This is a genomic window from Natronoglycomyces albus (assembly GCF_016925535.1).
Classification (GTDB): Bacteria; Actinomycetota; Actinomycetes; order Mycobacteriales; family Micromonosporaceae; genus Natronoglycomyces; species Natronoglycomyces albus.
Window position 1 is genome coordinate 1,519,019 of record NZ_CP070496.1, and the last position, 15,795, is coordinate 1,534,813.

The 15,795-nt window shown below is 61.8% G+C and carries 9 protein-coding genes; all 9 read left to right on the forward strand.

What is annotated here, in order from left to right:
* Positions 1 to 88: 88 nt before the first annotated feature.
* Complete coding sequence (locus JQS30_RS06505) at positions 89 to 1,297, forward strand: NAD(P)/FAD-dependent oxidoreductase (RefSeq protein WP_213172560.1); 1,209 nt, start codon at positions 89 to 91, stop codon at positions 1,295 to 1,297.
* A gap of 105 nt (positions 1,298 to 1,402) precedes the next feature.
* Complete coding sequence (gene ligA, locus JQS30_RS06510) at positions 1,403 to 3,640, forward strand: NAD-dependent DNA ligase LigA (protein ID WP_246498088.1); 2,238 nt, start codon at positions 1,403 to 1,405, stop codon at positions 3,638 to 3,640.
* 328 nt (positions 3,641 to 3,968) lie between these two features.
* Positions 3,969 to 6,029, forward strand: a complete 2,061-nt coding sequence (locus JQS30_RS06515; RefSeq protein WP_213172561.1) for a putative bifunctional diguanylate cyclase/phosphodiesterase — start codon at positions 3,969 to 3,971, stop codon at positions 6,027 to 6,029.
* Between the two features lie 128 nt (positions 6,030 to 6,157).
* Positions 6,158 to 7,867 carry an ABC transporter ATP-binding protein gene (locus JQS30_RS06520; RefSeq protein ID WP_213172562.1) on the forward strand — a complete coding sequence of 570 codons (1,710 nt, stop codon included), beginning with the start codon at positions 6,158 to 6,160 and terminating at the stop codon, positions 7,865 to 7,867.
* Positions 7,864 to 9,699: an ABC transporter ATP-binding protein gene (locus JQS30_RS06525; RefSeq protein ID WP_246498089.1), complete on the forward strand. Its 1,836-nt coding sequence runs from the start codon at positions 7,864 to 7,866 to the stop codon at positions 9,697 to 9,699. The genes JQS30_RS06520 and JQS30_RS06525 overlap by 4 nt, the downstream gene beginning before the upstream one ends.
* Before the next feature lie 540 nt (positions 9,700 to 10,239).
* Entirely contained in the window at positions 10,240 to 10,539 is a 300-nt protein-coding gene (gene gatC, locus JQS30_RS06530) for an Asp-tRNA(Asn)/Glu-tRNA(Gln) amidotransferase subunit GatC (RefSeq protein ID WP_213172563.1), read from the forward strand.
* A gap of 4 nt (positions 10,540 to 10,543) precedes the next feature.
* Positions 10,544 to 12,055, forward strand: coding sequence for an Asp-tRNA(Asn)/Glu-tRNA(Gln) amidotransferase subunit GatA (gene gatA / locus JQS30_RS06535; protein ID WP_213172564.1), 1,512 nt, complete (start codon positions 10,544 to 10,546; stop codon positions 12,053 to 12,055).
* 5 nt (positions 12,056 to 12,060) lie between these two features.
* The gene (gatB, locus tag JQS30_RS06540; RefSeq protein WP_213172565.1) at positions 12,061 to 13,557 is read left to right on the forward strand and encodes an Asp-tRNA(Asn)/Glu-tRNA(Gln) amidotransferase subunit GatB; all 1,497 of its coding nucleotides are present in this window, start codon (positions 12,061 to 12,063) and stop codon (positions 13,555 to 13,557) included.
* A 648-nt stretch (positions 13,558 to 14,205) separates the two neighbouring features.
* Entirely contained in the window at positions 14,206 to 15,552 is a 1,347-nt protein-coding gene (mgtE, locus tag JQS30_RS06545; protein WP_213172566.1) for a magnesium transporter, read from the forward strand.
* The last annotated feature ends 243 nt before the right edge of the window (positions 15,553 to 15,795 follow it).

A 15,795-nucleotide genomic window follows, 5' to 3' on the forward strand; every position in this document is an offset into this window, starting at 1 on the left:
TCAGGAATTTCGAGTCTGCCCGGTTCAGGAGGAAACCACCCGACCCAGCCTCACCAGCTGGGCGGGGCAACTGTGGAGGGTAGAGACAATGACACACCGCATCGTGATTTTGGGGGCTGGCTACGCGGGAGTCACGGCCGCCAACCGGCTGGCGGGCCGACTTGACCCGGCTGGCTACCACCTCACTTTGGTCAATGGCGACGAACGGTTCGTCGAGCGGGTCCGGCTGCACCAAGTTGCGGTCGGCCAAGACATTCCCCGACTACTCATCCGCGACATGGTCCCCGAGACCGCAGTGGAGTTTCGCCCGGGCTTCGTCACCGAACTCGACGTGGAACGGCAGCGCGTCACGGTAGAGAAGGACGGCCAGCCCGAGGACATTGACTACGACACGCTTATCTACGCACTGGGCAGCACTGCCGATGGTCCTGAAGTCGTGCCTGGCCAAAGCCATACATTCACCATCAATCACCACGCTGGAGCCGTTGAGCTGAGCAGCTTCCTGGATTCGCTGGACTCCGGTGAACACGCCACGGTGGTCGGCGCGGGAATGACCGGGATCGAAATGGCCACCGAACTGGCCGAATCACGGCCTGATCTGCGAACGCGCCTGATCGACCGGGGCGAATTCGCCCCGGAGTACCCCGCGAAGGGGCGAAATCATCTACTGCGGGTCTTCGACCGGCTGAACATCGACCTGGTTGACCACACGGCGGTCGCTGAGGTGACGAAGGAATCGGTCCTCACTGACGCGGGCCACGACCTTGCCTCCGCAGCGACCATATGGACGTCCGGATTTTCGGTACACCCGTTGGCCGCCGCGACGCCATTGACAACGACGAGTGTGGGCCGCATCGTTGTCGACGGCCAGATGCGTTCGGTCTCGCATCCCAACGTGTTCGCCATCGGGGACGCCGCCAGCGCAGATGGACCCGGCCGCCAGAGTGAGGCCCGCATGGCATGCGGAACGGCTACTCCCATGGCCATGATTGGAGCTAGCAGCCTCGTCAAGGAGCTCACCGGCCAGCGCCAGTGGGCGCCACCGATCAAGCTCTACGCCCGGTGCATCAGCCTGGGTCGCTCCGACGGACTCTTTCAGACCTCCACCTTCGACGACGTGCCCAAGCGCATGGCGATCACGGGACGGTTTGCGGCTCGACAGAAAGAGTTGATCTGCAAGGGAGCCCTATGGAACGTCCAGCGATCCGGGTTTCTGACCTATCGTAGGACTCCCTCCGCTGCGAAGGGCGGGCGGCGAACGCGGTTGGCAAGACGAGCCAACGCGGCTGAGCGTTAGCGGCGTCTCCTCGGCGCGCCATGGGCGGGTTAGGTCGTGAAGACCACCCGCGCGGGTGCGCCGACTGCCGCCGATGTGTCGTACCAAGATGGAACAATAGGGCCTGTGAACACGGAGAACATTGTTGATCTTGAGGGCGCGCGCGAGCGCCATGCCGACCTGTCCGACCAAATCACCGCGCATCGCAAGCGCTACTACGATGAGGACGCGCCCACGATTTCGGACGCCGAGTTCGACTCTTTGCTGCAAGAACTGATCGCTCTGGAGGAAACCTTTCCCCAGTTGGCGACCGCAGAGTCTCCCACCCAACAAATCGGTACGTTTTCGACCCTATTTACCCCTGTGGACCATGCCGAGCCGATGCTCAGCCTTGACAATGTATTCAACGAAGAAGACTTGCGAACCTGGTCGGAGCGGGTCACGGTCGACGCTCCCGACGCAGCCTACTTGTGCGAGGTGAAACTCGACGGCCTGGCAGTCAACCTCACATATGAGGATGGCTTCTTGACCAGGGGCGCGACTCGTGGTGATGGGCGTACCGGGGAGGATGTCACGGCAAACGTCCGCACGATCGAAGGTATCCCTCATCGGCTCAAGGGCACCGATGAGTTCCCGGTACCGGCCTTTGTGGAGGTTCGCGGAGAGGTCTACATCCCGCGAGAGGAGTTCCTGAAACTCAATCAAGCTCGCGAACAGGCAAACCTGGAGGCAAAGGAGAAAGCGGAGGCGGAAGGCAAGACCAAGCTTCCCAAAGGTGAACCTCTCTTCGCCAACCCTCGCAACGCTGCCGCAGGCTCCCTGCGGCAAAAGAAGTCCGAGGTCACACGCCGGCGAGCGCTACGGCTCATGGCGCATGGCATTGGGGCTCGCCGTGGTTTCGAGCCGGACAGCCAGTCTCACGCCTATGAGGCTCTGGAAGCGTGGGGGCTGCCGACAATTCCCGATCGCATCGTCGCCTCCACGTTTGATGAGGCGTTGGAATATGTGCGTCACATGGAGTCGTCCCGACACGATTTGGACTACGAGATCGACGGCGCTGTTATAAAGATCGACAACATCGCCACGCAACGCCGACTCGGGCACACCAGTCGCGCCCCGCGTTGGGCCACCGCATACAAGTTCGCCCCCGAAGAGGTCCACACTCGTTTGCTCGACATCAAGGTCGGCATCGGTCGCACTGGCCGGGCCACCCCTTATGCGGTCCTGGAACCAGTCCGGGTGGCTGGTTCTGAAGTCGAATTCGCCACTCTCCACAACGCCGACCAGGTCAAGGCCAAGCAGGTCCTCATCGGAGACACGGTGGTGCTGCGCAAAGCAGGAGACGTGATTCCTGAGATCGTCGCACCAGTTGTTCCCGCCCGCGACGGTTCCGAACGCGAATTCCACATGCCCCAACGCTGCCCAGAGTGCGACTCTCCTCTGGCTCCCGCCAGTGAGGGGGATGTCGATCTTCGGTGTCCCAATTCCCAAAAATGTCCCGCTCAGCTGCGGGAACGCCTCACGTACCTATCGGGTCGTTCGTGCTTTGACATCGATGACATGGGTTTTGTCTCATGTGTGGCTCTTACCCAGCCCCTTGAGCCAAAGGAGCCGCCGCTGGTCGACGAAGGAGGAGTCTTCGATTTGACCGCCGAGCAACTGCTGCCCATTAAGGCTTTGGTCCTCGATCGTGACACGGGTTTGCCCAAGAAGAACGACGATGGCACCGACAAGGTCGTCACCCCGTTTGCGAGGGTTGAGAAATCCCCCGACGGCATCGAGCACGTTGTCTTGCGCGCTAACGCGGTCAAGATGCTCGCCAATCTCCAGAAGGCCAAATCGCAGCCGCTGTGGAGGGTGATCAACGCTCTGTCGATCCGCCACGTTGGCCCGGTGGCCGCTCAGGCGCTGGCAGATGCCTTCGGCGACTTGGACCGTATTCGGGAGGCCTCCCAGGAGGAGTTGTCGGAAATCGATGGAGTCGGTCCGACGATCGCGCGTGCGATTCGAGACTGGTTCTCCGTGGATTGGCATGTGGGCATTGTGGAGAGATGGCGAGCCTCTGGCGTGCGGATGCGTGAGGATGTGACCGAAACTGCTGCGATTCGGGCCACGTTGGAGGGTGCAACTGTGGTTATTACTGGCACTCTGGAGGGCCACACCCGTGATGAGGCCGCGGCCGCGGTGAAGGCGCGCGGGGGGAAAGTCACCGGGTCGGTTTCGAAGAAGACTTCAGTCCTCATAGCGGGGGAGAATGCCGGTTCGAAATACGATAAGGCGATGAAATTGGGCATTCCCGTCGTAAATTCCGAGGGGTTCGCACATTTGCTCACAGAGGGCCTCGAGGCGGCTACTAGTCAATAACAAGTCGGTAAATATCCGTCATTTCTATGCAGGGTTCACTCGTTGGTAAATGTAGGGCGAATACTAATTCTTACGATATGAAATAGTAACGGCGTGTGATGTTCTCATCAAAAGCGAGAAGTCCTCACCCGAACGGCCGAATCGGTCATCATCCCTGCCTACAGCATTATTTCTGTGAAATGACAAAACCCTGACATATCGGTCTTCGTCATTGTATTTATAGGCGTTTCACGATATGTATGAGATGAACAGCCACAGCGGGGCCCAGCCGCGCTAACGAAGATGCATCGTTAAAGCGGCCCGTGAACGTGGCGGTTGGAGGAAGGTTATGGCCACAACGCTCGTACGCAATACTGCGCCACGAGAGCACCCAGGACGCTACTACGCGTTCCTGGCGGCGATAATTTCCGCTGCCATTATCGCGGTCGCCACCACCATCGTTATCGCTCCTCTGTCCTTTTACGACAATTTGGTGGCCGTCCCGCCCGCATTCTGGGTTGTGGCGGTATTGGCCCTCGCCGTCGAAATGCGTTCAATCCGCTGGCGAGGCATCTCGCTGAGTACTTCCCCGCTGTTCTCCGCCGCCTGCTTCCTGGCCGTCATGGTCACCTGGGGCTTCCTACCAGCGCTCATCGTGCAAGCTGGCGTGGCTATCTTGGCCAGCGTCAAAGTCCGCGCCGCCCTGTGGCGCGCCGGATTCAACGTGGCCCAAATGGCACTGGCACTGTCAGTCTCCTGGTGGGTATGGACCGCCCTAACCGAGGGAAATGCCTGGGAAACCACCGGGTACGACGTCCTGGCCCTGGTCTTGGCTGGCTGCACGTGGTCAATCGTCAGCCACTTGTGCGTCGCCGGAGCTTTGAAATTCCGCGCCGCGATGGGCGTGCGCGACTATGTCATGGCCTACTTGCGGACAGAAGCATTCCTCGGGCTGGCGTTGATCGCCCTGGCCCCGATTATCGCCACCGCGGCTGTGACCTCCGCATGGCTGGTGGTCGCCGCAGCCGTGCCGCTATTGAGCCTCTATCGGCTACTGAACATGGCTGCCGAACGGGAACACCAGGCCAACCTGGACCCACTCACCGGCATGCTCAATCGCAAAGGCTTCGAAATCGAAGTCGGCGACAAGATCGTCAACGCACGCGAGACCGACACGAAACTCTCGTTGCTCGTCCTGGACTTGGTTCGCTTCGCCGAAGTCAACAGCGCGTTGGGCCATGCGGTGGGCGATCAACTTCTCGAAGAACTGGCCCAGCGGTTTAACTCCAAGAAGTCCCCAGGCAAACTCATGGCTCGCCTGGGAGGCGACGAGTTCGCCTTCGTGTGGGCCGAACTCGATGGCATGGACGACCCAGCCTCGTGCGTGATGGAAATTCGCAGCTGCCTGGACCAGCCGGTCTCGCTGGGCGACGTCGCCGTCAACATCACAGGGGCCATCGGCAGCGCCTCGTTTCCCGAAGACGGCGAGGACTTCGAAAGCCTCTTTCGACGCGCCCACATCGCCCTCGGAGAGTCAAAACGCCGCGGATCGGACTACACCCGGTACGCCGAGGAATTCGACCATCATTCGCCCGAGCGTCTAATGCTCCTGGGCGATCTGCGCCGAGCCCTCGATGATCCGCGATTGCCAGGAGTAAAGCTGTTCTACCAGCCGCAAATGTGCCTGGACACGGGCCAAGTTCTCGGCGTGGAGGCGTTGCTCCGCTACACACATCCCACTCAGGGCAACATCCAACCCACGGAAATCCTGGCCCTAGCTGAGCAATCGGCGGTCATGCGGCTATTGACCGAACGCGTGGTCGAGATCGCGCTAAGCCAACAGCAACGCTGGATCAGCGAGGGCCACAACCTGCGAGTAGCGGTCAACGTCAGCGTGCGAGACCTCGAGTCGGCGGACTTCGTGGACTTCCTGACCGAACGAATGCGGCTCCATCACGTGCCCGCACGGCTACTGCAACTGGAAATTACTGAGAGCGCGCTCATGGCAGACCCCAGACGGGTCGTCGACAACGTGACGCGGCTAGCCGAGCTGGGAGTGGGATTGAGCCTGGACGACTTTGGCACCGGATTCTCCTCGATGCAACACCTGCGCCGTCTGCCGGTCTCCGAGATCAAGATTGACCGTCAGTTCGTCGCCGGGTTGATCGACGACCCCGACGACGCGGCGATCGTCTCCTCAACCATTGACTTGGGCCGCGCGCTCGATCTGCTGGTTGTAGCCGAAGGAGTGGAGGAGGAGGCAACCCGGGCGAAGCTCGAAGAGTGGGGCTGTCACGCGGCTCAGGGCTGGCTGTACGCGCGCCCCATGAGCGCCGCGAAGCTCGACGGATGGCTGCGTAGCCGAGAGGCCGCCGAAGCGGTCATCCTAGACGTGGTGCCTCCCAGCTAGTTGTCCACCGGAACCCAGAATCCGTGACACTGCCTTTGTATACTCCCGTCACAATGGTGTCAATAGACACAGCAGGGTGGCCGAAAAATCGGTGGCGTCAACACTCGTGAAGTGATTAACGTGATCCGGTGAGTGTCTTCCATGCCCCCCATCTTCCCCTAGCGGATCCTGGCTACCCAAAGAAACTGACCCCTTGGCGGTTGCTGTTTTGGCTCATGAGCCGGCGCAAGCTCAATTTGGTCGTGGCCGCGCTCTTCAGCTGCATAGGTTTGGGCGCCATGGCGGTCTTCCCCTTCTTCATCTCTGGGGCGATCGACTACGGACTAACACCGCGCGACGGAAACGCGCTGGCGTGGTGGAGCCTCGGCATGGTCGTGTTTGGCTTCTTCACCGCCTTTGGCATTGTCATGGGAATCCGCCTGACGGTCTATATCCGGCAAGACGCCGCCTATCGGGCGTTGCAGATCGTCACCGCCCATGTCACCCGGCTGGGCAGTCGACTCAATCGCAAAGTCTCCACCGGTGAAGTTGTCAGCGTGGGGGCGACAGACGTGCGTAAGGTTAGCGTCGCCGTTGACGCGATCTTTCCCGTTTTCGGCGCCCTCGCGGCCTTCATCGGTGTTGGCACTTTGCTGTTTCTTACCAATCCCTACCTGGCATTGCTAGTCATCGTCGGCATGATTACCGTCGGAGTCGTGACCGGCCCAGTGCTGGGTCGGTTTCAAAACCGCCACTCGACGTACCGCGACGAAATTGGGAGCCTCACGTCGCACGCCTCCGATATCGTCGGCGGGCTACGGGTCCTACGCGGCATTGGCGGCGAGCAGCAGTTCGTCCAGCGATACCGCCAGCAATCGAAGGAACTGAAGGCGGCAGGCTATCGACTGGCTAGACCACGTGGTCTCATAGAGACCATTGGGGAGGGCGCGCCCTCGCTTTTGCTCGTTTTGACCCTGTGGATGTCGGGCCGTATGGTCCTCAACGACTCCATCACCACCGGCGATATGGTGGCCGCCTTCGGCTACGTGCTGGGCCTTATGCTCCCGACCTTCTGGTTGATGGACACCGCCATTCGCCTCATCGAGGGGCGAGTCGCGACCGGGCGCATCGTCGAGGTCTTGAATATCCCCGCCCCCGACGCGAACGGCGACCACGAAAGTGGGCCTAGCGGCGAGGCTGACCTCTACGACCCTGATTCGGGTCTGACCGTGCCCGCGGGGAAACTGACGGCGGTGGTCTCCGATGACGCCGAGGCCGCCACAGCGATTTTTGACCGGTTGGGGCTCTACAACTCGACTCAGGCCCGCTTCGGCGACGTCGAGGTGGCTGCGATGGACCCACAGGAAGTGCGTGATCGCATTCTGGTGGCCGAGCACGATGCCTACCTCTTTGCGGGCAGCATGCGGTCCCTCATTGGCGCGGCCGATCCCGACGCGGACGTCGCCGCCGCAGTGCACACCGCGTCGGCGGACGACATAGTCGCTGAGCTGCCCAAAGGTCTCGACACCATGCTGACCAACCAGGCTCGCACCCTCTCGGGCGGCCAACGGCAACGCGTGCGCCTTGCACGCGCCGTCGCCGCCGAGAAAGAGGTGCTGTTGCTGTCCGAACCCACCTCGGCGGTGGACTCGCACACTGAGGCCCGCATTGTCGCCCGGCTCACCCGCCATCGTCGCGGACGGACGACCGGAATCATCACTTCCTCGCCTTTGTGGCTGTCTGCGGCTGATTCGGTCGCCTATGTCGCGGACGGGAAGGTTGTCTCCTCGGGCACTCATCAGGAGCTTCTCCGCTCGAGCCCCGAATATCGGGCCCACGTCACCAGGGAGGATTCGTGAGCACTCATCAATTGCCCGTGGCATCGGGCCGCAGAATGTGGAAGGCCTTCACGGGCCTTGTGCGTCCTGAGTGGAAAGCGATTGCGGCGGCAACGCTCTTCATCATGATCTCCTCAGTGGGTGGTGCCGCAGGGCCGCTGTTGCTGGGCTACATGGTCGACGAAGTGGGCAATGGCACCTCCACTAGTCGCGTCGACCTCATCGCCGCCCTTATGTTGTTGGCGGTCCTCACCACAGCGGTCTTCAGCTTCGCCAGCACGTGGGTGGCGGTTCGGCTCGGTGAGCGACTTGGAGCCACTATGCGCGAGCGCTTCGTCGACCGCTGTTTGCGACTGCCGCTACCGGTTGTGGAGCGAGCCGGGTCCGGAGACTTGATGACCCGTTCCTCTGCCGACGTTCCCGAAGCTGGTGCGATGCTGCGCGATGGCTTGCCCAATGTGATTATGAGCTCGATCCAAATGCTTATCTTCATGGCCGCGCTGGTGTGGATAAGCCCGACTCTGAGCATCGCCATGTTGTTCCTGGTGCCAGCGATTCTGCCGATGATGATCTGGTTTTTGCGGCGTGCCCCCGACGCCTACTTGCGCGAACGCGAAGTCGAGTCCGAGATCGGGGAGACCCTGGCGGCCAGTGCCGATGGATCGCGCACTGTCGAGGCATATGGCCTTGCCCAGCGGCGTCGCGAGGCATCAGACGAATGCATCAGCCAGCATTGGGCTGCCTCGCGCTATATTCTGCGGTTGCGTACGGTGTTCTTCCCGGCGTTGGATAGTTCCTATGCCTTGCCCACGGCGGCGATCTTTCTCATGGGCGGAGTCATGTACTTCAACGGCTCAATGTCGCTGGGCGTCGTCGCGGCCGCAGCCATGCTATCGCGTCAACTCATCCTGCCCATCGACTACATTCTCATGTGGATTGAACGGGTGCAGCGAGGGATCGCGGCGCTGGCGCGCGTCGAAGGGGTCGGAGAAGTCGAGGACACCGACCCCAAGGTCGCCCAGCAGCTGCCGACCGACGGAGCTGTCACGTTGCGCCAAGTGCGTTTCGCCTATGGAGACGGAAACGATGTGCTCCACGGGGTTACGTTGGAGATTCCAGCCGGGCAGCGTCTGGCCGTGGTCGGGCCGTCGGGAGCCGGGAAGTCGACTCTGGCCCGTCTCATCTCTGGGGTGGATTCGCCGCGTTCGGGCAGTGTGGAGATCGGGGGAGTGCCGGTCGAAGATCTGCCGTTGATCGAGCGGCGCAAGCGAGTCAGTCTCGTGACGCAAGACCATTACGTATTTGCGGCTCCGGTGCGCGATAACCTCGCGCTCGCCAAGGAGGATGCCACCGAGGAGGAGCTATTCGCGGCTCTGACTACCGTCGGTGCCACCTGGGTGGCTGAACTGGAAAGTGGGCTCGACACCCAGGTGGGCGGAACTAACGCCGAGTTGGACGCGGCGAAGGCGCAACAGCTGGCTTTGGCACGGATTGTGCTGGCGGACCCGGAAATCGTGATTCTTGATGAGGCCACTGCGATGTTGGATCCGCAGGCGGCGCGCGATACTGAGCGGGCCTTGGAGGCGGTTCTAGCTGGGCGTACGGTCATCGCCATCGCCCACCGATTGCAGACCGCGCACGACGCGGAGCGGGTGGCAGTCATGGAAGACGGGCGTGTGGCCGAACTGGGAAGCCATGATGAGCTGCTGGAACGCCAGGGCACGTACGCGAGCCTGTGGGCAGCTTGGCATGGTGAGTCAGTGTTGGCCAACTCCGAAACCTTAGGCTCCGGGAGCACCAGCGGTGGCGGTAACCAGTGGCAAGGCGAGAGGTTGGGGCGGCTTTTGGGCTGAAACAATGCCGCTTGGCCGCGCTTGCCCCAGTGCGGATGGGGTCAGAAAGACTCCCCTTGCTGGGTGAACACTAAAGACGGGGCCCGACTAAAAGCCGGGCCCCGCTACTGGTCCGAGAACACCACCACGCGGAACACCCACCGCGTCAGCAAGGAAACAGAAAGGAAACCAGGAAACCCGTTCCGGACCAGTGAGTTTCATCATAAACCACCACCGCCACGGTTGTGAAACCACCTCGGAAACATTGCGCACCGGGTGGTCATATACGCAGGCCGTGGGTGCCTTACAGGCTTGGTCACGGCGAGTCATAGACTCATATAGTCGCTACCCGCGCCGCTTTACGGCCTCGCGCGCAACGCTTGGCGGCCCGCAGTCGGGAGCACCTGATTTCCGCAGCCCTAGGGCCGGGTCCCAGCAGCGAAGACAGATGTGAGACCGAGCCGACGACATTGCACAGCCGCACGGGACGCAGCACCGATTTTACGGTGAGATGTATGTGCGCAATACGCACGAAACGATTCCAAACCATAAGGACCATTGATGAGCACGATTTCCCGCTCGGAGGTTGCGCACCTGGCGCGACTGGCCCGCCTCGACGTCACCGAAGAGGAACTAGACTCCTTCGCCGGTCAACTGGACGTGATCTTGCAGTCGATGCAGTCGCTGCGTGGGGTGAACACCGAGAATGTTCGCCCCACCTCCCACGCGGTGCCGCTCACCAATGTCTACCGGGACGATGTGGTCGTGCCCAGTCTTGACCGCGATCGAGTTTTGGCCGGAGCGCCCGACGCCGCCGAAGACCGTTTCCGTGTACCGCGCATCTTGAGCGAAGAGGAGTAGATCAGTGAACGAAGCGATCACTAACAAGACCGCTGCGGAGCTGGCCGAGGCCATTCGTTCCGGAGAACACTCCGCCCGCGAGGTTACCCAGGCATTTCTCGACCGCATTGATGCTCTCGACGGCACCATTGGCGCGTTCTTGCATGTCAACCACGCGGGAGCCCTAGCGACTGCCGACGAGGTGGATCGAGCCCGGGAAGCCGGGGAAGAGCTTGGCCCCCTGGCCGGAGTACCAATCGCGGTTAAGGACATCTTCTGTACCCAGGACATGCCGACGACGGCTGCCTCGAAAATTCTCGAAGGCTGGGTGCCCCCGTACGACTCCACCATCGTGCAGCGCATCCGCGCGGCCAAGATGCCAATCCTGGGCAAGACCAACATGGACGAGTTCGCCATGGGTTCCTCCACGGAGTATTCGGCCTATCAGCTGACGCGTAACCCATGGGACACCCATCGCATCCCGGGTGGGTCCGGGGGCGGCTCCTCGGCCGCTGTCGCCGCCCGGCTAGCTCCGCTGGCCACCGGCACCGACACCGGCGGTTCGATCCGTCAGCCAGGCGCCGTCACCGGCACCTTTGGCGCCAAGCCCACCTACGGGGGAACCTCGCGGTACGGCCTCATCGCCTTTTCCTCCTCACTGGACACTCCAGGACCCGTGTCGCGCAACACCCTTGACGGTGCGCTGCTCCACGAGGTCATGGGCGGACACGACCCGCGTGACTCCACGTCGATCGACCAGCCGGTTCCACCGGTAGTCGAGGCGGCTCGCACGGGGGCCAACGGCGACCTCAGCGGAGTGACGTTGGGTGTGGTCAAGGAATTCGCCTCTGGTGACACCCAAGGGGCCGAGGAAGGCGTTCTCGCCGCCTACCGTGCTGGGGTGGCGACGTTGGAGAAACTCGGAGCGAAGATCGTCGAAGTCTCCTGCCCGAACTTCCTGCACGCACTGCCCACGTACTACCTCATCGCGCCGTCGGAATGTTCCTCGAACCTGGCGCGCTACGACGGGGTGCGCTATGGCGTGCGCGTCGGCGATGACGGCGAACGATCCCTCGAAGAGGTCATGTCGACCACCCGGGAAGCCGGTTTCGGCCCTGAGGTCAAGCGTCGCATCATGCTGGGAACCTACGCTCTCTCAGCCGGATACGTCGACCAATTCTATGGCCAGGCGCAAAAGGTACGCACCCTGATCACGCAGGACTTCCAGACCGCGTTTGCGAAGGTGGACGCTTTGATCAGCCCGACGACACCGTTTATCGCCTTCGAGTTTGGCGCCCGCACCTCCGACCCGTACCAGATGTACCTGTCGGACCTGTACACAATTCCCACCAACCTTTATGGCGGCCCTGCGGTCTCGGTGCCGTGTGGACTCAGTGAGGGAATGCCGGTCGGTCTCCAAGTCATGGGCCCGACCATGGGAGACGAGATCACCTACCAGGTCGCCGCAGCGCTCGAATCCACTCAAGGGACCTTGCTGGCCGATACGGCACCCGAGCTCACCGCCGAAGGGAAGTAACCGACATGACCAACGCCATCGAGACTGTCGACTACGCTGACGTCGTCGCTCGTTACGAGCCCGTCATCGGCCTGGAAACCCACATCGAGCTGGGCACGAACACCAAGATGTTCTGCGGGTGCGCCACCGGATTCGGTGCCGAACCCAACACGCAGGTTTGCCCCGTTTGTCTGGGTTTGCCCGGAGCTCTCCCGGTAGCCAACCGGGCTGCCATCGAGGCCACCATCCGCATCGGGCTCATGCTCAACTGCGGCATTGCCCAGTGGTGCCGCTTCGCGCGGAAGAACTACTTCTATCCGGACATGCCGAAGAACTTCCAAACCAGCCAATATGACGAGCCACTGTGTGAGGACGGCTGGGTCGACGTCGTCGTCGACGGCCAAACGCACCGCGTTGAGATCGAACGCGTCCACCTCGAAGAGGACACCGGCAAAAGCCTTCACGTCGGGGGAGCCACCGGCCGTATCCACGGAGCCACCGAATCGCTGCTCGACTACAACCGAGCCGGAATCCCGCTGGTGGAAATCGTTACCAAACCCATCACCGGTACCGGCGCGAAAGCTCCGGAAATTGCCCGGGCCTACGTCACCGAGCTGCGCGACATCATCCGCTCGCTCAACGTCTCCGACGTGCGGATGGAACAAGGTTCGATGCGCTGCGACGTAAACACCTCGCTGTCGAAACCCGGCCAAGAGTGGGGCACCCGCACCGAGACCAAAAACGTCAACTCGTTGCGTTCGGTCGAACGCGCCGTGCGCTTCGAGATGACCCGGCAAGCCGCCGTCCTCGACGGTGGCGGCACCATCTTGCAGGAGACACGCCACTTCCAAGAGGACTCCGGCACAACCGCCCCGGGTCGCAGCAAGGAAACGGCAACGGATTACCGCTACTTCCCAGAACCAGACCTAGCGCCAATGCAGCCGGACCCGGCCTGGGTCAAGGAACTAAAAGACAACCTGCCAGAGCTGCCGCGCCTGCACCGTCAGCGCCTGCAAGAGGCATGGGGCCTATCCGACTTCGAAATGCAATCGGTTGTCAACGCCGAGGCCGTTGACCTCATCGAGGCCACGGTTGCCGCGGGCGCCAGTAGCGAAGCCGCCCGCAAATGGTGGCTGGGGGAGCTGTCTCGCACTGCCAATGAACAAGACATCTCTCTCGAAGAGCTGGCCATCACTCCGGGTCAGGTCTCGCAGCTACAGAAAATGGTCGATGAGGGCAAGCTGAACGACAAGCTGGCCCGCCAAGTCATCGTCGGAGTTCTCGCTGGCGAAGGCGACCCGACCGAAGTAGCCACCGCGCGAGGCCTAGAGGTCGTCAGCGACACAGGCGCGTTGGAGAAGGCTGTCGAGGAGGCAATCGAGGCGAACCCGGACGTGGCTGACAAGATCCGCGCTGGCAAGCACGCAGCCGCCGGGGCGCTTATCGGGTCGGTCATGAAGGCGACTCGCGGCCAGGCTGATGCCAAAACCGTGCGCGAGTTGATCCTTACTAAGCTCTCGTAGTTGTCAGTAGTTGTGCGGGCCCGACATGGTTTTCATGTCGGGCCCTTTGCGTTTCGCGCCGTGTGAGGCGTCGTCTGCGCGCCATGGTGTGGTTCCCAACCCAGGCGTGGGCCTGTTACGGTTGTCGAGGCGTCGCGGTCGTCTACGGGCGATCTGCCGCGATGGTGGCAAGGTGTCGCGATATCGATCGGCGTGCGACCTCTTGTGCGATGCCGCAACCGACCGGTGTTTATGGTTTCCTCCAGAGGCCACCGCGCTGTCGAGCTGGTGGTGGCTGCCGGGCACTCGTATGCAGGTGTCGCAATGTCGCATGCGACCCTGTTGATCGACGCGAGTGACGCAGATGAGTGACCTAGGCATGGGCGCGCGCACTCGCCTGCTCTGTCGACACTCCGGCAATGACATATTGAGCACAATGAACAGCGACGGCAGGGAGGTGGGACCAATGGGCGATGACCCTGGAAGTAGTTGTGACTATCAGCGGTTTTTTTCTTCTCAAATTCTCTCCCCGTGTCCTCTGCCGGGCTATGGTGATGCTCGCAGCCTGAGCTAAGCCGCAGTCTGATACCGGTCAGGGCCGCACCGCTTATGTGGAGCGACCACCTGATGCAGCCGAGGCACGGACCAGTCGATGCTCGGAGGTGGCTGATGACGCCCAACTCGATTCCCACGCCGATTTCCCCGGCGGCTGTGGACAACCTGACGGCCTTGCGTGATGAGTTGGCCGCGATCTCTACAGTGGAAATAGCCGAGGAGTTCCCCCGCTGGGAGCTTGCGGAACAAGCTTTGCGTTTCCGGTTGCTGTCTAAGGACCGCGCTATCGCCGTGTTCGAGGAACTCGACCCGATCCATCAACAAGAGCTTCTCGACGCCTTGCGTGAAGAGTCGGTGCTGGAGTTGTTGGAGACGATGGAGGCCGATGACCGTGCCAAGCTGCTCGATGAGATGCCAGCGAAGGTGGCCACTCGCCTCCAGGCCCGGTTGAGTCCGGCAGAGCGCAGAGCGACAGCGAAGCTGCTGGGCTATGAGCCGGAGTCCGCCGGGCGCATTATGACGCCTGGCTTCGTGAGCTTGCGGTCGTCAATGTCAGCTGCCGAGGCGATCGAACGCCTACGGCACCTTCCTACCCGGCCACGACACCTCGATGTGCTTCCTGTCACCGATGGCTTCCGTAAGCTGCTAGGAGTCGTTGATCTTCCACATCTGGTCACAGCTGCGCCTGAGACCCAGGTCGCGGAGGTAATGAGCGATGAGCACCATTCAATCCGTACCGATGCCGACCAGGAAGACGCCGCGCGCCTGATGCAGGAGGCCAACTTGGTCGCCTTGCCGGTGGTCGATTTCGAGGATCGGCTGGTCGGCATGATCACCGTCGACGACGCGATGGAGATTTTGGAAGCCGAGGACACCGAGGACATTTCTCGTGCCGGTGGTTCCGAACCGCTGGAACGCCCCTATTTGGCCGCGTCGGTGTTGCTGCTGGCTCGCAAGCGGGCCACGTGGCTGCTGATCTTGACTCTAGCGGCGGTATTGACGGTGGGAGTTCTTGACTCATTTGAAGCTGAGTTGGCTGCCGCGCCGGTGCTGGCGTTGTTTGTGCCGCTGTTGATCGGCACTGGCGGTAACTCCGGGTCGCAGGCGGCGACCACGGTCATCCGCGCGATGGCTGTGGGGGAGGTGCGCTTCTCCGATATCGGGCGCATCATTTGGCGTGAAGGCCGCGTGGGTTTTGTCCTCGGTCTGATGTTGGCCTCTGTTGGCTTCCCCCTTGTCAGTCTCATCTACTCGCTGGAATTGGGCACGGTGGTGGCGTTGACTCTGGTGGCAATTTGTACCTGGGCAACGCTGGCTGGATCGTTCTTGCCGTTGTTGGCAAAGAAGGTGGGGATTGACCCGGCGGTAGTCTCGGCCCCCATGATCGCAACGCTGTGCGATGCGACGGGCCTGCTGCTGTATTTCTCGATTGCCATCGCTGTGTTGGGGCCGACCCTCTAGGCATCTTCCGGTGCGAGGTGAGGCGTTGTTGTCTCAGTTGTGCCTGGTCACACCGTTCCTGCTACGGCTAGACGGCACACCATGCCCCGAGGCGGAACTATGGCCCGGGGGCACAAAGTTGGCGATAGTCCAGGTGCCGACGTCGCGCTGCCAGTGCCCCAGCCGCCGGGTCTGGTGTTACCTCGTGAAGATTTCAGCGCGGTGAGACCAAGACAGCCGTGGCCTTAGCGTTCACGAAGCCGG